Genomic DNA, 21,440 nt, shown 5'->3' on the forward strand with positions numbered 1-21,440 from the left:
TCGTTCCAAGATTCGCATCTCGGATTTATTTGCTTGCGAAATTGACTTCGCTCTTTTGTTTTGGGTTCTTTAAACCCGCACATTTTTGCGAAAACATTGTTCAGTTTTCAAGGTACTACCTGCTGCTAAAGCAGCTTTTTTATTTTGCCAGATCCAGTTACTTTTGTCAAGCACTTTTTTCTGACTTATTTTGCCGTCTTACCGGACAGCGTTTATTATCTTACTAAAACAATTGTCTTTTGTCAACTGCTTTTGCTTGATTTTTTTAACGCTGTCTTTGTGCTCTTGCCTTGCGGCTCATTGCCCGACGACAGTTATTAATACTAGCAAGTATTTTTCTTTTTTGCAAGTCTTTTTTGCAAAAAATTATTATTACCAGTAAAACACTAGCAAAAGGGGCTTATTCAGTCCGTCTTATTGTTTGCTCTATATGTGTTAGTAACAAATGAATACTTTGATAAACATCCCTGATATCATGCCTGCATTCGTCAACAACCCAATTGAATATAATAGCGTATATTCCGTTTGCTACCAGTTCAACTTTACGCACCGAAAACGGTCCTCTAGGTCGCATATAATTCTCTATGGCTAAAGCATATTCTTTTCTTAACACGCGATAAAATAATGGCGGATCCTTGGCAATTCTATGCAAATTGCCATAAAAAGTCTTATTTTCTTTAATTTTTTTCAACATGCGATAAAACATTCGATCCATTGATTCATTGCCCACACTGCGTAAGGCTCGTCTGGTTTGCAAAGTTAAGACTGAAGTAAATAAATCACAAATATTACTGTATCTTCTATAAAAAGCGCCACGATTAATGTCTAATTTCTGACAAAATTTAGTAACAGTATACTTTTCCACGCTGTATCTTGATAGCTCAAAAACAAGAACTTCCTCAGTTTTTGTCAATTTCATTTTCATCGCTCCTACTTATGGTGCCATAAGTATATCAATAATGGTTATGACAAGCAATACTTTCTTTGAAAATAATGGCGATATTTTTAAAGACTAACAGTATTATTAAAACAAAATCCATTCTTTGTATTTTGCAAAGCAAAATAAAACGACTAATTTGGATTAAAACCAGAAATTAGTCGTTTGCATCAATCATTTGAATCAAACTAAATGTAGTTTATTTTTAGAATTAAGATTGATTGTTACGCTTCATTTTTCTTTGGCGCTTTGCCTTACGAATTTTACTACGTTGCTCAATTTTATTCTTTTGCGCTTTATCTAGTTGGATAGCACGCTTAATCTTTTTCTTATAGCCAGGCTTACGTTTCTTTTGGGCTTTCTTCACCAAGCCACGCATCTTATTATCAAGACTTTGAGAAGATGACTGCCTTGTTTTACGGCTATGATAATGTTTACGTGCTACTAGAGCCCCATTTTTTAATTCCACAAAATCGAAATGGACTCCCATATTTTCTAATTTAAAAATCTGATCCATTTCTTCTTCACGAATTAGAGTAATAGCATGACCACTCATACCGTTGCGACCGGTTCGGCCAATACGATGAATTACGAATTCTAATTCACGCGGAATTTCATAGTTAATGACTAGACTAACACCTGCAATATCAATCCCCCGCGCGGCCAAGTCAGTGGCTACGACATATTGAAATTGTCCAGCTTCTACTTCTCTCATGGTTCTTTTTCGTTCACGTTCAGTAATACCGCCATGAATTTTAGCAACTCTTAACCCTTGTTTAATAAGAAACTCAGTTAATTCATCTACCGTTTGCTTGGTATTAGCAAAAATAAGTGCTAAATAAGGCTGACCAATTGTTAGTAACTGATATAGTATTTTCTTGCGATTTTTAGATCCGACATCAAGTAAATCATTTTTTACTGTTGGCGAAATAACTGTAGGATTATCTACAATAATGGTTTCTGGTTTAGCCATATACTTGCGTAAAAAGTTAGCTAATTTAACAGGAATGGTGGCAGAAAAAGCTGTTAAAACACAATTTTGAGGCAATCTCTGCGCAATAAAGTCAATTTCACCCAAGAAACCCATATCTAAAGTCATGTCAGCTTCATCAATGACAAAATTTGTGACATAGTCTAATGGTAAAATCTTTTTGGCAACAAAATCATGAAGCCTACCAGGAGTAGCTATGATAATTTGTGGTTTGTGCCTACCTATTTTTTCAAGTTGGCGTTCCCGATCAGTGCCTCCTGCCAATTGGGCAACCGAAATATTTAATCCGGCAGCATCCCTTAATTGACGAGTCACTTGATATAATTGCTGAGCAAGTTCTCTGCTAGGAGTAGTCAAAATTGCTTGTGGATACGGCAGTTTTTCATTGATTTCATTCATTACAGGGATTAAGAAAGCATGAGTTTTACCCGATCCCGTAACTGCCTGTACTACAGCATTTTTGTGTGCCAGTAAAACAGGTATTACTTTTTCCTGCACCTCAGTCGGTTTAACAAAGTTTATTTTTTTCAGACCTTGTCTTAGTGCTGGACTTAATTTCTCATTTTCAAAAATGTTATTCATGTTCCTCTTGATATTCCTTGGTTACTTGAACTAATTCCGCAAATATTTGCTTCACTTCAGCTATATCTTTAGCATTAGCCCCACTTGCCAATGCGTGGCCACCACCATCATGTTTGGCTGCCAGTTCATTGATTACTGGGCCCTTTGAACGATAATGAACCCTATAAGTGCCGTCAGGCTTTTCCACAAAAACATTCCAGGCAATGATATCCTTAATTCTTCCAGGAGTAGAAACCGTGCATGAAGCTTGTTCCGAATTTACACCTAATTTATGCAGAGTATCTTGGGCTAAAATCGCATAGGCTGCACCACTCGGGTCAACTTTCATATATTCCAAAACGACGGCCTGTAACTTTGCTTGTTCAAAGGTAACGTCACTAATGTTGCGAGCAATTTCATTAATATTAATTCCAGTTGCTGCTAATTTAGCAACTATTTTAAAAGTATGGTCAGTTGTTTCAGGATACATAAATCTGCCTGTATCACCAACTATACCAGCATAAAGCGGATAAGCCACTTCCGCAGTCAGTGGCATTTTTTCAGTAATAATGAAATCAGCAATAATTTGTGACGCAGCAGGTGCATGATCATCAACATAACTCATATCTGCATATGGTTCAACATCCGGATGATGGTCAATTTTAATCAGAAAATCACCCTTATTATATAATTTGTTAGAAATGCGGGCAGTATTTCCTGTATCAGTGGTAATTACCAAGGCTCCTTGATAATCCTTTTCAGTCACCTGATCCATACGATTGATCCAAGCGAGATCACCCTCATCATTTTCTCCAGCACACAAAATTTTCTTACTTGGAAACTGCAGTTTTAAAGAACGTGCAAGTCCAGCCTGAGAGCCTAGAGCATCAGGGTCAGGACTGGTATGACGATGCAATATAATCGTGTCATATTGCGTAATTTTTTGGTATATTTCGGTAAAAGTACTCATATCTATTCTCCTTCTTAATTTTAGCGGTTTTACTTTAACAAATTTTTTATTGTGAAAATAATTCTAGATCCATATTTTCATAATCAGCCTCTGTAAAATCTGTAGCTGTTACCCCCAAGAGCCTGATACCATCATTTAAAAACGAGCTGGAAATGGGCTCAAAAAGATCTTTAGCTGCGTCATATAATTCTAATGGATTATTAGTAGCATGTTCAAGCTTGCGCCTTTTCGTAACAGTCTTAAAATTACTATTGCGAATTTTTAAGACAACCGTATTGGCATAAAAATTGCGTTCAATTAACTTGTCAGCTAAATCATTAACATAGTTGCGCAAATTGGTAAGAGCGGTCTGTTCATTGTATACACTGGGTTCATACGAGCGTTCAATCCCAATAGACTTGCGATTACGCTCATCATCAGGAATTACCCGCGACAAATCAATGCCATTTGCATGTTCCGCCATTAAATAACCCATGCGGTTGAAATGTTTTATTAAATCACGAACGTGCATTTTTTGCAACCCACGTCCCGTGTAGACACCCATTTCAGCTAACTTAGCTTGCGTCTTAGGCCCAATACCATGAAACTGAGCAATTTTTTGTACGGCTAAAAATTCTTTAGCTTCTTGGGGCAAAATAATAGTTCGACCAAAAGGCTTCGAATATTCGGAACCCATTTTTGCTAAAAATTTATTATAGGTCACGCCGAAAGAACAATTTAAACCTATTTCTTTTTTTATTTTTACCTGCAGATCAATCGCGATTTGCAAAGCAGAAGTTAATCCCAGCTTATTTTCAGTAACATCTAAATATGCTTCATCCAGTGCAATAGACTGAACATTGTCTGTAATTTCATGCATCAACTGATGAATTTCAGCAGAAACACTATGATACTTTTTAAAATCAGGGCTCTTAAATACCAGTTTATCCGGCGGTATGAGCTTTAAAGCCTTAATTGATGGCATAGCTGAATGGACGCCATACTGGCGAGCAATATAATTTGCCGTAGCAACAACACCGTGGCCATGATAATTTCTGGGATCTTGACCAATTACCAGCGCCTTATCTTTTAGTTCAGGATGATCACGTGTTTCAACTGCAGCATAGAAAGCATCCATATCAAGGTGAATAATCTTTCTGTGAGTGTCATTTTGTGGTAAAAGGCCGTCATCAAAGTTACTCATAAATCCAGCGCTCGGTAGCTGATTCGAAAATTTTATTTGCTGATTTTGGACCCATTCTATAAGGCAAGTATTGTTCTGGCTCTTGACCATTTTCATTTTCTTTTTGCCATGTTTCTTCTACATGATCAATAAATTTCCAATAATTCTTTAATTCACTCCAATGAGTAAAGTTGGTTGAATCATTAACAAAAACATCATGTAGTAAACGCTCATAGCCATCTGGTACCTGTTTTTGGTCTTCACTTGTAAAGCCGTAGCTTAGATTTTCCCTGCGAATTCCGGGTTCATTAATTTTTTTACCATTAATAGTAATAAAAATTTGCATCTGTGGATCTATTATAATTGATATGTTGTTTGAATGAGCTTTACCGTATTGATTAGACATGTGTTTTAAAACAATATCAATCCTGTTTTTCTTTTCCCGCATTTCTTTGCCGGTTCTAAAATAAATTGGCAAATCAGCAAGAGGACCCTTTTTAAATTTAACCTCTCCAGCAACGAAAGTTTCTGTATTTGAATCGGCAGCAACGTTTGGTTCTTGCCGATACCCAAAGGTAACATCACTACCCAAATATTGCCCCCGCACAAAATGACGCGCAATCTCGTCTTCTGTCGGGATTACCATACTGTCTAAAAGTTTTTGCTTAGCCTCGTGAATACTTTGCGAGGTCAAATCCTTTGGCTCCGGCATTGCTAGAAGGGTAATAATCTGAAAAATATGATTTTGCACCATATCACGTAAAGCGCCTGAAGTTTCATAATAGCCGCCACGAGCCTCGACTCCCAGCTGTTCTGCTAAAGTGACCTGAACATTTTTGATATTCTGATTATTCCATATATTTTTTATTAGAGGATTAGTTAACCTCATAGGCAGAATGTTTTGAATCATTTCTTTACCTAAATAATGATCAATCCTAAAAATATCATCTTCAGCAAAGGAAGCAGTAATCTGCTGGTTTAATTCTTCTGCACTTGCCAGATCTCTTCCAAAGGGTTTTTCAACAACAATACGTTTAAAGCCGGTACTGGTCAAATGTTGATCTTTAATATGTTCAGCGATTGTGCCAAAGAACTTGGGAGCCATTGCCATATAAAAGATACGATTTCCCTGCGCACTATAACGATCATCTAATTCTTGTGCCAAATTCTTCAGAGTTTCATAGTGTTCAATGTTGGTTACATCGTGTGACTGATAATAAAAATGACTAGCAAAAGCAACTAAATCATTTTCGTTTACTTCAACATGCGTTTCGTGCACAGCATCGCATATTTGCTGACGTAAAAAATCATGTGACCATGGTCGCCGAGCCGTTGCAATTACGGCAAAATTATCGTGAATTAGGCCCTGTTCATATAAATTAAAAAGTGCAGGATACAGCTTTCTATGCGCTAAATCACCACTACCACCAAAGATAATCATAATTACTGGAATGTTATTCATGAAAAAATCCTTTCTCATACCTTTTTACACTAACATCATTTTATACTATTTTGCCGTTAAACTCGCGCCTTGAGCAATATTTACTTTTTAAGCTAAATAAATTTTACTAACAAAAAAGTGCCCCTAAGGCACTTAAGATTGGTTAATTTTCTTTTGATCCATCAGCTGGAGTTTCATCAGCTGCATCAGCTGGTTTGGTTGCAGCTGGCTTTTCTGCAGGAGCAGCAGGTTTTTGCTCTTCTTTTGAAGCTTGAGCAGGTTCACTCTCTGCTGGCTTTTCAGCGTCATCAGAAGTTGATGGTGTTGGTGCAGGCTCAGCACTTGCCGTATTAGCTGGTAAAATTTGTTGTACAGCCATTCGACTAAATGTTAAGTAAATGCCATCAGCATCCAGCACAACCGTTTTATCCTTAGTATTTACTGAATCGATTTTGCCGTGAAGACCGTCAATCATAATGACATTGTCACCTTTTTTCAATTGGTTCATCATTTCCATTTTCTTTTGTTGTTGCTTTTTTTGTGGCTTAATCATGATAAAGTACATAAAAGCAATCAAAACTACAAAAACGATGATTGTCCACATACTACTACCTGCACCATTTGCTTGTGCTAAAAATAAATTATTCACTTTTACACTCCTCAAATTAAAATTAATTATTGTCTAAATATTTATTATACAGAAAATAACGAACAATTGCATTACTTGTTTGGCAGCGGCAGGCCTAAATGAACATAAGCCTTCTCTGTCACCATTCTGCCTCTGGGTGTCATTAATAAAAATCCGTTTTGCATTAAATATGGTTCATAAAGGGATTCAATTGTCTCCACGTCTTCGCCAGTATTAGCAGCTAAAGTTCTAATACCTACTGGTCCACCATGATAATTTTCAATAATTACCCGTAAAATTTTGCGATCTGTTTGATTTAGTCCTTCTTCATCAACCTGCAATTGTTGAAGAGAACTTGCTGTGGTCGCAAAAGAAATTACTTTTTCTCCTTTCACCTGGGCAAAATCCCTTACTCGTCTTAATAGCCGATTAGCTACTCTGGGAGTTCCCCGTGATCTGCGAGCTAATTCGTGTGCTGCCTGGGGTTCAATTTCAATATTGAAAACTTTGCTGGAACGAGAAATGATTTTTTCAAGTTCTTCAACCGTATAATATTGCAAATGCTCAACTATACCAAAGCGGTCACGTAAAGGAGCTGACAGCTGGCCAGCCAAAGTAGTAGCACCAACAAGCGTGAATGGGGGCAAGGGAACATGAACGGCGTGAGTAGTTTGTCCTTCTCCAATTACAATATCAACATAATAATCTTCCATCGCTGAATACAGGACTTCTTCAATAGGCTTGGCAAGACGATGAATTTCATCTATAAATAAAATATCTCCAGGATCGAGATCAGTTAAAAGGGCAACCAAATCGCCCGCTTTTTCTATCGCTGGGCCACTTGTACTTTTTAAATGCACACCAAGTTCGTTAGCTATCACAAAAGCTAATGTCGTTTTACCCAGTCCAGGAGGGCCATACAATAACACATGGTCTAGAGCCTCATCCCTTTTTTGGGCAGCTTTAATATAAACTGCCATTTCTTTTTTAACGCGTTTTTGACCCAAGTACTCATTTAAAGTCTGGGGGCGCAAAGAAAACTCAGCTTGTTCTTCTTCTTGGCCTTGAACCTCTCCAGAAACAATATTATTTTTATCTTCTGTCACCTGTTTCACTTCCCTTTTAAATGTCATTTTCATTATAACAAGATTTACTTCTTTAAGAGAAGTGCCAATCCCTTTTTAATGTATTGATCCGCAGTTGTTTTTTCCTCTGCAATTAAAGCTGGTGTAATTCTATCTACTTCTTTTTTGGTATATCCTAACGCTAATAATGCTAATAATGCGTCATTTAATTCGGGAGATACTTCTGCCGAAGCCGCCTTATTTGCGTTCTTAACAAAGCTTCCCAATTTACCTTTTAAATCCAACACAATTTGTGAAGCAGTCTTTTTACCAACGCCTGGAAAGCGGGTTAAATATTTTACTTCACCCTCTTCAATGGCCTCTGCTAACGAATCACTATTTTCAGCCGCCATGATTGCCAAAGCAGACTTAGGGCCAATACCGCTTACACTTAGGAGCTTTAAAAACAGTCCCTTATCATCCTCAGTCTGAAAGCCATATAAAGTGATACCGGTATCCCGCACAATTTGTTCAATAAAAACGCGCGCCTTTTGTCCTTCTTGATAAGCATAAGGTGTGGGACTAAAAACTTTATAACCAATTCCATTTACATCAACTACTACAAAATCAGGTTTGATTGTGACAATAACACCCTGAAAATATTCATACATATCTTATTTATTCCTCTTAAACATTTTGCGTAAATCACTTTGTCTGATGCGCACAATCACCAAATTGCCCTTAGCGTCATGATAAGGATCAGCAATTTGTCTCAGATTGGTCAAAATTGCACCACAATCAGCAGCCGTCAATTTTTTACGTCCCGAAACTTCTCGTTGAGCTTGATCGGTCGCTATTCTTTTAATTAAATTTTGAGAATTACTTTGATCAACATTTAAAAACAAGTCTAAAATCTTGCGAATAGAATGCTCAATATTTTGTTTCAACCAGGTGGGATATGATCTTAAAATAAAGGTATCTTGACCAAAATCTTCTAAAAAAATCCCAATTTTTTTGATGTCCGCTATCTTTTCTTTTATTTGCAAAAAATCCAGGTTGCCAAATTCTAAAATTAAAGGACTCAGCAATCCCTGCTGGTTGATTTTAGAGCTTGAAAGTTCACGCATGATTTTTTGAAAAGAAAGCAGTCTTCTGGCTGCAACCTGATCGATTAAGTATAAATCATCATTATTTGCAGCAATAATAAACATTGGGGTTTGGCCAACAAAACTTAACTCGGGTAGGCTTGCAGCTAACACTTCATCACCGCTTGAAATAATCTCATTATTAGTATTTTTACTAGTAAAGGGTGTTAAACTGCACTGCTTGACAACATTATCATCCCATGTCGCAGTTATGAGATAATGTTCATCGTCTCTCGGAATATCCAAATTCACATACTGTGAATGCTGAATGTGTTTGATTTCTGCTGGAGGCTGTTCATTAATTTCCGCAATTCCTGCATTTGGCCTTTTCGTTTGTACCACATTTTTATTTAAATTAAACTTAAGTTGATCAACCAGTGTATCTTCTTTACTTGAATGTAAATTACTCAATGCATCAGATTTCACGTCATTTTTCAGAAGAACGCTGCTAATAGCACTGGTAAGCAAGCGACTCAATTCTGTTTCTTTAGATAAGCGAACCTCCCGCTTTGTGGGGTGAACGTTGACATCAACCAATAAGGGGTCCGTCTTGATTTTAATAACTGCAATAGGGTAATGTTTGTCAGTGAGATTATTACCATAACCAGCCATCACTGCACTTGCCAACTTAAAATTTCTAATGTAACGGCCATTAAGCAAAATAGAAATAAAATTACGAGTAGACCGCGTGAGTTCCGGCTTGGATATTAAACCACTCACTTCAAAATCATTATCACTACCTTTAAAAGGCAACATTCGTTCAGCAATATTGCGGCCATAAACACTTGATACTGTTTGGCGTAAATTGTTATTACCAGCAGTTCTAAGCAGAATCCTTCCTTCGTTCATTAGAGTGAAGGCAATTTCTGGGTATCCTAATGCAAGACGATTAACAATATCTACTGTTTTCATAATCTCAGTCCTGGGACTGCGCAAATATTTTAATCGTGCCGGAGTATTATAGAATAAATCTTTGACCGTTATCTGAGTACCTTGTCTTGCTGCAGCATCTTCCTGCATTTTTTTAACACCAGCAGAAAATTCAGCACGCGTTCCAATTGCTCCAGAAGAATTAGTTAAAATTTCAACATGACTAACTGCAGCAATCGAAGCTAAAGCTTCTCCTCTAAAGCCTAAAGTACTGACATTAAACAAATCATGTTCACTTTTTATTTTGCTGGTAGCATGTCTAGTAAAAGCAAGATCAATTTGATTACTAGGGATCCCCGAGCCGTTATCTTGAACTACAATCTGTTTTAAACCAGCATCAATAAAATCTATTCTAATTCTGCTACTGCCAGCATCAATCGCATTCTCGACCAACTCTTTGACCACACTTGCCGGTCTTTCAATTACCTCCCCAGCTGCAATCTGATTAGACAGATTAACTGAAAGCTCATGTATTTGTGCCATGATTAGTTTTCATCCTTTAAATCTTCTTGCCAATTTTCCACCAGTTGCATCACTTGCAACGGTGTTTGATCTGCCAAATAAAGGTTAGAAATTTCATCTAGGATATCTTTTTCTTTGTCAGTCAATTCACTGGCAGAATCTGACTCTGCACCAACTGGTAGTTCCTCGGCCGGCTCATTACTTGAGCTAAATAAATCAAGTTGTGTTGAAGCCGGTCCCAAATTACTACCTTGAGCTTCAAGTCTTTTAAGCAGCTTAGTAGCTTGGCGTAAAACCTTTCTCGGTAAACCAGCAAGTTGCGCAACATGGATGCCATAACTTTGATCTGCAGGTCCTGGTAAAATTTTATGGAGAAAAATCAGCTTGCCGTTTTCTTCAGTTGCTCCTACATGAATATTTTTCAAATGAGGTAAGGTCTGTTCCAAGGCTGTTAACTCGTGAAAGTGTGTAGCAAATAAAACTTTGGCTCCAACTTCATCATGTAAATACTGCACAATAGCACCAGCCAGTGCCATACCATCGTAAGTGGCTGTTCCCCGACCGATTTCATCAAATAAAACTAAGCTCCGTTTAGTGGCATGTTGTAAAGCATCATTTGCTTCAGTCATTTCAACCATAAAGGTACTTTGACCAGAAATCAAATCATCAGCTGCTCCAATACGAGTAAAAATTTGATCAAAAATCGGCAAGTCAGCACTATCGGCTGGTACAAATGATCCTATTTGAGCCATTACCGCAATAAGAGCCAGCTGCCTCATGTATGTACTTTTACCTGACATATTAGGACCTGTTATCAGAAAAATATCAGTATCTTCTGTTAACTTAACATCGTTTGGAATAAAGGAACCAGCTTTCATCACTTGTTCAACTACTGGGTGACGTCCTAATACTACCTTGACATCTTGATTATCGGTATGAAAATGAGGTCTGCAATAATTATTGTCTTCAGCCACCTGAGCAAAAGAGCAAAAGACATCAAGTTGAGCTACTTGTCCAGCCAACTTTTGTAATGCTGGAATATATTTTTTGACTTCTTCTCTTAATTTAACAAACAAATCGTATTCTAAATCTGTTGATTTGGTTTGTGCTTCTAAAATAAGATTTTCATGTTCTTTAAGTTCTGGGGTAATATAACGCTCTGCATTGGTCAAAGTTTGCTTACGCGTATACCGGTCAAGCGGAACCTTACTCTTATTTGAATTTGTAACTTGAATATAGTAGCCAAAGACCTTGTTATAGCCAACTTTTAAATTATCAATACCCGTTTGAGCTCGTTCATTCTGCTCCATTTCAGTCAGCCACTTTTTACCATTATTCATGGCATCCCGATAACGATCTAATTGACTATCAACATCATCCTTGATTAATCCTCCTTCGGTAGTCAGAACTGGAGGCTGATCAACAATAGTATCCGTAATCAATTTAGCAATTCCTTTTAAAGGATCAATTTGACTGGCAAAATTTTGCAAATTTTTATTTTCAGCCTTTTGCATTGCTGTCAAAATTGTTGGTACGGCATTAAGAGAATGAGCCAACTGTAATAACTCTCTTGCATTGACATTACCAAAAGCAATTCGCCCCGTTAAGCGTTCTAGGTCATAAACTCCCTTGAGAGCATCATTAATATTTTCCCGCGTAAAGTACTCATCAATTAACGCCTGTACCATCTCTTGGCGCCTGTTTAACTGTTCAACGGATAATAATGGCCGAGCAAGCCATTGTTTTAACAAGCGGCCACCCATTGCGGTATGTGTTTTATCAAGCACCCAAAAAAGTGAACCCATCTTCTTACCTGTTTTTGCAGATGCGATCAATTCTAAATTATCCCGCACAGTATGCGACATTTGTAAATATTGATTGACTTCATAGCTTTTAGCGACTTGTAAATGCGCTAAACTACGACGCTGAGTTTGTAATAAATATCCTACCAGCTGTTTTACAGCAGCTTTTTCAGCAGAGTTTGTCAGATCCTGTTCAGCAAAGGAAATCTCCGCATGTTTGCCAGTTAACTCTACCGTCTCTGATACAGTAATATTTGCTTTATGAAAAAAGTCATTATCCTGATCATTTAAATGACCATTGAAAACAACTTCCCGTGTGCGTAATGATAATAATTCATTTGAAACAGCTGCAAAGCTCTTCAAATGAGTGGCATAAATTTCACCAGTCGATAAATCGCTGTATGCCAGTCCAAAACAACTTTTGGTAGTTACAACAGAGGTAAGATAATTCGATTCCTTGGCTTCACTGGGTTTGTCATTCATCAAGGTTCCGGGAGTCACAAGTTGGATAATACCACGTTTAACCATTCCTTTGGCCTTTTTCGGATCTTCAAGTTGTTCGCATAAAGCTACTTTATAACCCTTTTCAACCAGTGTATCTACATAAGATTGCACTGCCACGTGAGGTACTCCTGCCATAGGAACAGGGTTTTCGGCTTTGTTGGACCTGTGAGTCAAGGTTAATTCCAAAATTTGGGCACCCTTGATTGCATCGTCTTCAAATAATTCGTAAAAATCCCCCACCCGATAAAAAAGAAAAGCATCGGGATATTGCTTTTTAATTTGGTGATATTGCTCCATCATCGGAGTCAGGTTTGTTTGCGCCATTATTCTCCTTCTTTTCTGCATTACTGTTATTATTATACGCTAAACTATTCATTAAAAGAAAAAAGACCGCAAGTAAAACGATCTCTTCACACAACACATATAAATAATTCAAAAAATTAAGCAATATGTCCTTCAATACTTGCCAAATCTTTCTTGCCATCCATCTTCACAATTGCACTAATGGCAGCCGTAATACCTTTTACATCATCTGCTAAGCTCAGACAAGGAGTTTCTGGTTTAGCAACAACTTGTTCTGGTAAATACGGAATGTGCATAAAGCCAGCTTTTAAGTCATGAAATTCTTTATCAATCATATACTGCACTTGATACATAATGTGGTTGCAGACAAATGTACCTGCCGTCGTAGAAACTGAACTTGGAAGTCCAGCTTCCCTAATTGCCCGTGCCATTGCCTTAACAGGCAGTTGCGTGAAATATGCATTTTGACCGTCTGCCTGAATAGGTGTAGCAAGTGGTTGGTATCCTTTATTATCGGCAATGCGACCATCATCAAAATTAATTGCCACTCGTTCGGGAGTTAGACCATAGCGACCACCAGCTTGTCCAACATTTAAAACATAATCAGGTTTTTCCTTCAGAATAGCTTCATGAACCACATCAGCACAATCACCGAAAACTGTTGGTATTTCAAGCTTTACGATTTGTGCTCCGGCGATTTCATCATCCAGCCGTTTAACTGCTTCGATCGCAGGATTAATTTTATCTTCACCAAATGGATCAAAACCTGTTACAAGAATTTTCATTATATTTCTCCTTACTATCTTAAAATGCCAAAAAATACATTAGCATAATTTGAATAAGCAACATGCTGATTGCGATCGGAAATTGTTGTTTAATTACGCCTAGTTGATCTTTCATTTCCATAAGAGCAACGGGCAAAGTATTAAAGTTTGCTGCCATTGGTGTTAACAGTGTACCGCAATAACCCGAAGTCATCCCTAAAGCTGCAACTACAACCGGTGAACCTCCTTGTGCCACAACAAAAGGGATGCCAATCCCAGCAGTAATAACTGCAAAGGCCGCAAACGCATTACCCATGATGGCTGTAAACAAAGCCATGGCAACACAATAGAGTGTAACTCCCAATAAATGGTTTCCAATAGGAAAAAGTCCAGAAATAGCTTTAGCAGTAACTTGTCCCACACCTGAAGCTGTAAACACTACACCCAGAGTAGCAAGCAGCTGTGGTAAGATTCCCGCTGACCCTACCGAACGCACCATTCTCTGAGTATCCTCATACACAACTTTCACATTTGCTTTTGTCAAAATTTGTGCGCAAATAAGTGAAACAATTGCTGCCACACCTATACCTACTTGGCCACCTAGATTAGTAAATTGGGCTATTAGTAAAGCTAAAACTGCCAGCAAGATACTTGGTAAGAAAATCCAGTTGCCAATACGTTTAACCGTTTGTTGAGCAACTTTTTCATCCAAATCTTTTATGTGACCTACGCGAACCTGTTTAAACAGAGATAATAAAGCAATATTTATTATAATTGCACCGTTAATTGCATTCGAAAGCCATTGCCCACAACAGAATAGTATTGCAAACAAAAACCAGAAAAGCCCGGTACCCCAACGCACAGGATTTGATTGATCACGCCAAGACTCAATTGCTGCAGCCAAGAAAAACAGCCCGATTAAGATATAGAACGCTAATAAAATATTATTGATTAAAGTATCCATTATTTCTCCTACTTCTCTTGCTGTTTGAGTAATTTTTGGTCAAACACATGATTGTAACCCACACATAAAATATAACTGATGATTGCAACTGGAAAAGTATATAAAACTATGCCACTAGGATCAACTGGGTGACCCAGCGATTTCATAGTACTTGCAATAAGTAGAACGCTTGAAGAAGCTACGAATAAATTTTGGGCAAAGAAATTACCAAAATTTTCTGTTGCAGCCGCCCTACCTTTGATTTGGTCTACTTCAAGAGGCGTCAATTCGCTATTAACCTTACCGGCCGCTTGTGCCATTGGATTAATCAAAGGAGCAATAAACTGGACGTGTCCTTGTAATGAAATGCCGAAAGCACCAGCAATTTCACGAATGGCTTGGTAAATATCGAAAATACGACCTGGCGTCAATTTTTTCATTTTTTTAATCAAATTAACAGCGGCCTGCTTTAAACCATGTCTTTCCAAAATGCCAATTGTTGGTAAAGTCAGGAAAAACAGGGAAACCATGCGGTTATCCATAAATCCTTTACCCAAAATTGCCAAAAACGAGACAAAATCAATTCCTGAAACTAAGGCTGTAATTAAAGCAGCGATAATAACAACGGCTATGGTATCAAGTCCCAGTGTAAAGCCAATCACTATAACTACAATACCTAGTAAACTTAAATATTCCACTAATATTCCTTCCTATGTAATGGCAGCAATTACTTATCAAATTCTGTAAGCAAAATTTCAAAGCAAAAAATCCTACCAGCAAGCCCCACAGGATTGCTAGTAGGATTTATTAATTAACTAATAAAAACTAAATTACATCACACCTGGATTGCCAGCACCTGCATTTGGATCAGCGGCAGGTTTATCTTCTGGTATTTCGGCAACAACGGCTTCAGTAGTCAATAACAAGGCAGCAATAGACGCAGCATTTTGTAAAGCAGTACGGGTTACCTTAGTTGGGTCGATAATTCCGGCTTCAACCATGTTTTCCCATTTACCGTTGGCTGCATTGTACCCAACTTCATTTTCTTGACCTTCAAGCTTATTCAAGATAACTGAACCATCTTCACCAGCATTTTCAGCAATTTGACGAACTGGAGCAGTCAAAGCTTCTAAGACAATGTTAATACCTGTTTGTTCATCAGCATTGTCACCTTTAAGGTCCTTAACAGCGTCCTTAACATCTACTAAAGCAGTACCACCACCAGCAACATAGCCTTCATCAACGGCTGCACGAGTGGAGTTCAAAGCATCTTCAATGCGGTATCTGCGCTCTTTTAATTCAGTTTCCGTAGCAGCACCAACATGAATAACAGCAACGCCACCAGTTAATTTAGCCAGACGCTCTTGTAATTTCTTCTTGTCAAAGTCAGAAGTAGTTTCTGCAATTTGCTTTCTAATTGAGTCCTCACGGTCTTTAATTGCTTCATCTGAACCTGAACCATCAACAATAGTAGTTGAGTCCTTAGTTACAGTAATCCGGCGAGCTTGACCTAGTTGGTCAAGCTTAGTGTCCTTTAATTCGAGCCCTAAGTCCTCAGTAATTACTGTACCACCAGTTAAAGCGGCAATATCTTGCAGTTGTTCTTTACGACGGTCGCCAAAGCCAGGAGCCTTAACAGCAACAACATTGAATGTACCACGAATCTTGTTCAAAACTAATGTTGGCAAAGCTTCACCAGAAACATCATCGGCAATGATTAAAAGTGATTTGCCTTGTTGCACAATTTCTTGTAACAATGGCAAGATGTCTTGAATGTTAGAAATCTTCTTATCAGTAATTAAAATATATGGATTGTCAAGATCAGCTTCCATCTTGTCATTATCAGTTACCATGTATTGTGACAGGTAACCACGGTCAAATTGCATACCTTCAACTACTGATAATTCAGTTTCAATACCACGTGAGTCTTCAATAGTGATAACACCATCATTACCAACTTTTTCCATTGCGTCAGCGATTAAATCACCAACTTCTTTTGAAGCTGAAGAAACTGAAGCAACTTGAGCAATTTGGTCTTTTGAAGAAACAGTGTGACTAATCTTGTGTAATTCATTTACTACAGCTTTTGTGGCTTTTTCAATACCGCGACGAACACCAACAGGGTTAGCACCAGCAGTAACATTCTTCATACCTTCACGAATAATTGCTTGGGTTAAAACAACCGCAGTAGTAGTACCATCACCGGCAATATCATTGGTCTTTTGTGCTGCTTCTGCAACTAACTTAGCACCCATATTCTCATAGTGGTCTTTTAATTCAATTGCCTTGGCAATTGTCACACCATCGTTAGTAATGTCTGGGTTGCCGTAAGATTGCTCCAAGACAACGTTTCTACCCTTAGGACCAATAGTAGCCTTAACAGTATCAGCTAATTTGTCAACGCCCTTTAACAGGGAACGTCTTGCTTTTTCTGAAAATTTAATTTCTTTTGCCATATTTTTATACGCTCCTTAATTACTTAACAATTGCTAAAATATCTTTTTCGTGAAGGACTAAATATTTTTGACCATCGTATTTAACATCTGTACCAGAATACTTGTCGTATAAAACAACGTCGCCTTCCTTAACAGTCATAGGTATTTTGTTGCCATTTTCAGCAAAGTTACCTTCACCAACAGCAACTACTTCACCTTCTGTCGGCTTTTGTTTAGCATTAGAAGCCAGGACGATTCCGCCTACAGTCTTTTCTTCTTCTTCTTTAACTTTTACGATCACGCGATCACCAATTGGTTGTAACACGTTTGTCCCTCCTAAAATTAAATTTTAATCTCTTTTATGTGCCATTAGCACTCCTATTTGTCAAGTGCTAACTTACATTTATGATAATAACCCCTTTTATGAAAAAATGCAAGAAAAAATTAGCACTTTGAGTAAAAAAGTGCTAATTTGCTTTTTAAAACTATTTTTTCTTATCCGAATCAAGAAAGTAAATAAGTGTCTGCAACTCAGTAGCCAAATCAACGTTTTGAATTCTAATGCCACTTGGTGCAGATAAACGAATTGGGGTGAAATTCATGATTCCCTTAATTCCAGCTTCTACCATATCATCAGCAGTTTTCTGAGCAGCCGCAGATGGCACCGTTAAAATCGCAATAGAAATTTGTTGGTCACTAAGCTGCTTTTTAAGTTCACTCATATCATAGACAGGCACACCGCTTAGAATTCTGCCGGTAATTTTCTCATCAATATCAAAAGCACAAGAAATGCGAATATTATTTGAGCGTTTAAAATTGTAATTTAATAAAGCATGACCCAAGTTACCTACGCCAACCAAAGCAACATTTGTTAAAGTGTCTTGGTTTAAAATCTTTTTAAAAAAAGAAAGTAAACTTTTTACATCGTAGCCATAACCCCTTTTGCCCAAAGCGCCGAAATAAGAAAAATCACGTCTGATTGAAGCACTGTCTACCTGGACAGCTTCAGACAATTCAGTCGAAGAAACTTTTTCTTTGCCAGCCTCATTTAAGATAATAAGATAACGGTAATATAACGGCAACCTTTTAGCCGTTGCCGTTGGTATTTTGATTTTTTCCATTTAAGAAGCCTCCAACTTAATTAAGTAACCATAATTCGTTCTTGTGAATTTCTCAGCAATCAATTCTATTTTACCTATAAATTTACGTCATTTGCAAACATTTTTTTCACAATCTTTTAAATTTTAGCATAATGGTAACAGGCTTGATAATAGAAACTGGTATTTTTATTCATTCACGCTTAAAAAGCTGTATTTTTGCTCTTTTTCTTTCATATATCCATCAAACTCTCACACAAGAATTTCACTACGTATGCTAAAATGGTTTTTAGGTGAAAAATTATGATAATTGCACAAGGACACGATTTAGAAAAACAATTTGGTGCCAACACATTATTTAAAAATGTCAATTTTTCAATTGACGCAAATGCCAGAATAGGTCTGATTGGACCTAACGGGGTTGGTAAAACAACCCTGCTTAAGATTATGACTGGCGAGGAAGAAGCCACACATGGTGACTTCACCATCAATAAAAACATAGATGTCGGCTACATTGCCCAAGAAAATGGCTTAAATGAAAGTAAAACAATTTGGGAAGAAATGTTGTCTGTTTTTACTTCATTAATTAATATGAGCAAAAAAATCACAAGTTTACAGCAAGACATCGCTGCTAACCCTAAAAAAAGTGATTTGTTAAAACAGTATGACCAGCTGCAATTCAACTTTGAGCAGCAAGGAGGGTACACCTACCAGGCTGATATCAAAAGTATTTTGAATGGCTTTAACTTTCCCGAAGAAACTTGGTCCAAAAAAATCGCAAGTCTTTCTGGAGGAGAAAAGACCAGACTTTCATTTGTTAAATTGCTACTGCGCAAACCTGCTCTGCTATTACTTGATGAGCCTACCAACTACCTTGATTTAGACACTCTGGACTGGCTGGAAAGTTATCTTAAAAACTATTCTGGTGCTATTTTAGTTGTTTCCCATGACCAGTATTTCTTAGATAATTTAGCCACACAGATTTTTGAATTGCAATTTGGCAAATTAACCGTTTTTAAGGGTAATTATTCCGCTTATGTTGCTGAACGGCAGCTGCGTGATCGACAGCAAGAAGAAGCGTATGAAAAGCAGCAAGAGCAAATCAAAAAAGACGAAGAATTTATTCAAAAAAATATTGTCAGAGCCAAAACTACTAAACGAGCTCAAAGTCGCCGCAAGCAATTGGAGAAAATGGAAAGAATTACTCCGCCAAAACACAAAAGCAAAGTACGCATTAATTTTCAAAGCGAGCGGCCATCTGGTAAAGAAGTACTAATTTTACGTGATTTAACAATTGGCTATCCGACAAAAACAATGGTGCACGATATTTTTCTGCAAATAAATAAAGGTGACCGCGTAGCCGTAATTGGTCAAAATGGTATTGGTAAGTCAACTTTACTAAAAACCGTGATGAAGGAGTTAAAGCCAAAAAAAGGTTCAATTAAGTACGGTGCATCCCTTGATATCGGCTACTATGATCAGGAACTACAAGGACTTGATCCCACTAAAACGGTGATTGACACCGTTTGGGACCGTCATAAAACAATGCCTGAAAAAGATGTTCGTTCTATTTTAGCCAGTTTCTTGTTTACGGCAAAAGATATTGATAAAACTGTCGGACAATTATCTGGTGGTCAAAAGGCCAGATTAACATTAACGGTTTTGTCACTTGAACATAACAACTTTCTGCTGATGGATGAACCTACTAACCATTTGGATCTTGAGGCCAAAGAAGTATTAGAAAAAGCTTTGCAGGATTTTGACGGTACTTTATTGTTTGTTTCTCACGACCGCTATTTCATCAATCAATTAGCTAATAAAATTGTAGAGATCAAAGATGGTACTGCCCAAGTTTATGAGGGTGATTATAATTATTATTTAAACGAGAAAACTAAGCAAAATGCCGTTTCCGCCAGTACATCTGCTAATGAAGACACAACTGTCATTGAACCCGAAAAAAATAAAAACAAGTTGTCCTATCAAGAACAAAAGCTCCGTGATTCACAAAAACGAAAATTACAAAGAGCGGTTGAGCATTCCGAAAATAAGATTGATGAATTAGAAAAAGAGCAAAAAGATATTCAAAATCAAATGGCTGATCCTGAAATTGCCACTAATTTTGACAAATTAGGTCCCTTGCAAGAACAGCTCACTGAAGTGCAAAAACAACTTGCTGAGGCAAATGATGCTTGGGAAAAAGCACTGACTGAACTGGATAGCTTTGACTAAAATAATCTATATTTTGGAAACGCAACAAAAATAGGAATAAATCTGCCTTCTTGTTTACTATTTCTATATTTCAACTTACAGTAAATTACCTTGTTAACTATTAATTTATTTTTTGTTTGCAAAACTTGATGAATTTAGTGCTGCTTTTAAAATTGTAGTTGTTTAAACTAAAAGAGATAATTTTGCTGGCTTTATAAGAAATGAATTGGGAGATACGCACGGGAAAATTACTTATTGCTCTTCAATTATTAATTAATAAAGGAGGAATAAAAATGAAATATATAGTTGACCAAAATATTACTTTAGACCAACTCATCAATTTATACACCAGCGTCGGTTGGAGTTCTTATACACAAAATCCCTAGCAACTGCAAAAGGCAGTGGCAAATTCGCTTTTTGCTATTAGTGCTTATAATCATAACCAATTAGTTGGATTAATCTGAGTAGTTGGTAATGGTCTAACCTTCATTTATATCCAAGAGTTAATGGTTAATCTGCTTATCAAAGTCGGGAAATTGGTACGAAATTAATGAATAGCGTATTACAGAAATATAATTCTGTCAGACAGAAAGTTTTGTTGACCGAAAATTCCCTTAAAACGCACATGTCTTATAAGAGTTGTAATTTTAATCCGTGTGATAAATACGATTTGATTGCTTTTTACAAAGATTTTTAAGAGATAATAAAGAGTCTGGGAAAAAACTATCTTTTCCCAGACTCCTTTGCTCAATATTTTATCTTTTAATATTAAGAAGAGCTTACAACAATCTAATTAACTTTATCATGGTACGTACCTTATTACCTAGTTAGAATAGATGATACTATAGCACTAAAATTTACACAGCAAGGCAAGATATTATTGAATATTAAATCTGTAAATACTTGTTTAATCAAAATGGGAGACTTTTTTGAAATGAGTCTCCCATTTTGTAATGGTAAGTATGTTATTACTTGTTATATATTTTTATACTTAGTTTTAAAAGACTTATTAGGTAAGTATAATTTAAATAAAACAAATGAATCCTTTAAAGTCATGATAACACTAAATTAGAAGTAAAAACGTTGATTTACA

Annotated in this window: 17 protein-coding genes; 1 reads left to right on the forward strand and 16 read right to left on the reverse strand. The window is 37.0% G+C overall.

The window, feature by feature from the left end; all coding sequences use genetic code 11:
- Positions 1-400: 400 nt before the first annotated feature.
- The 16 genes from F5ESL0259_RS05895 to F5ESL0259_RS05970 form a co-directional block, all read right to left on the reverse strand.
- Entirely contained in the window at positions 401-919 is a 519-nt protein-coding gene (locus F5ESL0259_RS05895) for a TetR/AcrR family transcriptional regulator (RefSeq protein WP_046325242.1), read from the reverse strand.
- Positions 920-1,148: 229 nt separating this feature from the next.
- On the reverse strand, positions 1,149-2,510 hold the full coding sequence (locus tag F5ESL0259_RS05900) for a DEAD/DEAH box helicase (RefSeq protein WP_122037813.1): 1,362 nt from the start codon (positions 2,508-2,510) through the stop codon (positions 1,149-1,151).
- The gene (locus F5ESL0259_RS05905) at positions 2,503-3,459 is read right to left on the reverse strand and encodes a bifunctional oligoribonuclease/PAP phosphatase NrnA (protein ID WP_122037814.1); all 957 of its coding nucleotides are present in this window, start codon (positions 3,457-3,459) and stop codon (positions 2,503-2,505) included. The genes F5ESL0259_RS05900 and F5ESL0259_RS05905 overlap by 8 nt, the downstream gene beginning before the upstream one ends.
- 46 nt (positions 3,460-3,505) lie before the next feature.
- Complete coding sequence (gene dinB / locus F5ESL0259_RS05910; RefSeq protein ID WP_233558044.1) at positions 3,506-4,642, reverse strand: DNA polymerase IV; 1,137 nt, start codon at positions 4,640-4,642, stop codon at positions 3,506-3,508.
- Entirely contained in the window at positions 4,635-6,083 is a 1,449-nt protein-coding gene (gene zwf / locus F5ESL0259_RS05915) for a glucose-6-phosphate dehydrogenase (protein WP_122037816.1), read from the reverse strand. The genes dinB and zwf overlap by 8 nt, the downstream gene beginning before the upstream one ends.
- Positions 6,084-6,225: 142 nt before the next feature.
- Positions 6,226-6,711: a preprotein translocase subunit YajC gene (gene yajC, locus F5ESL0259_RS05920; RefSeq protein ID WP_122037817.1), complete on the reverse strand. Its 486-nt coding sequence runs from the start codon at positions 6,709-6,711 to the stop codon at positions 6,226-6,228.
- A 71-nt stretch (positions 6,712-6,782) separates the two neighbouring features.
- On the reverse strand, positions 6,783-7,823 hold the full coding sequence (gene ruvB / locus F5ESL0259_RS05925) for a Holliday junction branch migration DNA helicase RuvB (RefSeq protein ID WP_370448806.1): 1,041 nt from the start codon (positions 7,821-7,823) through the stop codon (positions 6,783-6,785).
- A gap of 17 nt (positions 7,824-7,840) precedes the next feature.
- Positions 7,841-8,425: a Holliday junction branch migration protein RuvA gene (gene ruvA, locus F5ESL0259_RS05930; protein ID WP_122037819.1), complete on the reverse strand. Its 585-nt coding sequence runs from the start codon at positions 8,423-8,425 to the stop codon at positions 7,841-7,843.
- A gap of 3 nt (positions 8,426-8,428) precedes the next feature.
- Positions 8,429-10,312 (reverse strand): DNA mismatch repair endonuclease MutL, encoded by a 1,884-nt coding sequence (mutL, locus tag F5ESL0259_RS05935; protein ID WP_122037820.1) that lies wholly within the window; start codon positions 10,310-10,312, stop codon positions 8,429-8,431.
- Between the two features lie 2 nt (positions 10,313-10,314).
- Positions 10,315-12,897: a DNA mismatch repair protein MutS gene (mutS, locus tag F5ESL0259_RS05940; protein ID WP_122038057.1), complete on the reverse strand. Its 2,583-nt coding sequence runs from the start codon at positions 12,895-12,897 to the stop codon at positions 10,315-10,317.
- Positions 12,898-13,037: 140 nt separating this feature from the next.
- The gene (gene pcp / locus F5ESL0259_RS05945) at positions 13,038-13,685 is read right to left on the reverse strand and encodes a pyroglutamyl-peptidase I (RefSeq protein ID WP_122037821.1); all 648 of its coding nucleotides are present in this window, start codon (positions 13,683-13,685) and stop codon (positions 13,038-13,040) included.
- A gap of 19 nt (positions 13,686-13,704) precedes the next feature.
- On the reverse strand, positions 13,705-14,628 hold the full coding sequence (locus F5ESL0259_RS05950; protein ID WP_122037822.1) for a DUF979 domain-containing protein: 924 nt from the start codon (positions 14,626-14,628) through the stop codon (positions 13,705-13,707).
- A gap of 8 nt (positions 14,629-14,636) precedes the next feature.
- On the reverse strand, positions 14,637-15,305 hold the full coding sequence (locus F5ESL0259_RS05955; RefSeq protein WP_122037823.1) for a DUF969 domain-containing protein: 669 nt from the start codon (positions 15,303-15,305) through the stop codon (positions 14,637-14,639).
- Positions 15,306-15,437: 132 nt separating this feature from the next.
- Entirely contained in the window at positions 15,438-17,063 is a 1,626-nt protein-coding gene (gene groL / locus F5ESL0259_RS05960) for a chaperonin GroEL (protein WP_122037824.1), read from the reverse strand.
- Between the two features lie 19 nt (positions 17,064-17,082).
- On the reverse strand, positions 17,083-17,367 hold the full coding sequence (groES, locus tag F5ESL0259_RS05965; protein WP_122026291.1) for a co-chaperone GroES: 285 nt from the start codon (positions 17,365-17,367) through the stop codon (positions 17,083-17,085).
- 160 nt (positions 17,368-17,527) lie between these two features.
- A complete protein-coding gene (locus tag F5ESL0259_RS05970; protein WP_046325257.1) occupies positions 17,528-18,163 on the reverse strand; it encodes a redox-sensing transcriptional repressor Rex in 636 nt (211 codons plus the stop codon).
- A 279-nt stretch (positions 18,164-18,442) separates the two neighbouring features.
- Between F5ESL0259_RS05970 and F5ESL0259_RS05975 the strand changes: the two genes are divergently transcribed.
- The gene (locus F5ESL0259_RS05975) at positions 18,443-20,368 is read left to right on the forward strand and encodes an ABC-F family ATP-binding cassette domain-containing protein (RefSeq protein WP_122037825.1); all 1,926 of its coding nucleotides are present in this window, start codon (positions 18,443-18,445) and stop codon (positions 20,366-20,368) included.
- Positions 20,369-21,440 lie beyond the last annotated feature (1,072 nt).

Source organism: Lactobacillus sp. ESL0259, from assembly GCF_003693045.1.
GTDB lineage: Bacteria > Bacillota > Bacilli > Lactobacillales > Lactobacillaceae > Lactobacillus > Lactobacillus melliventris.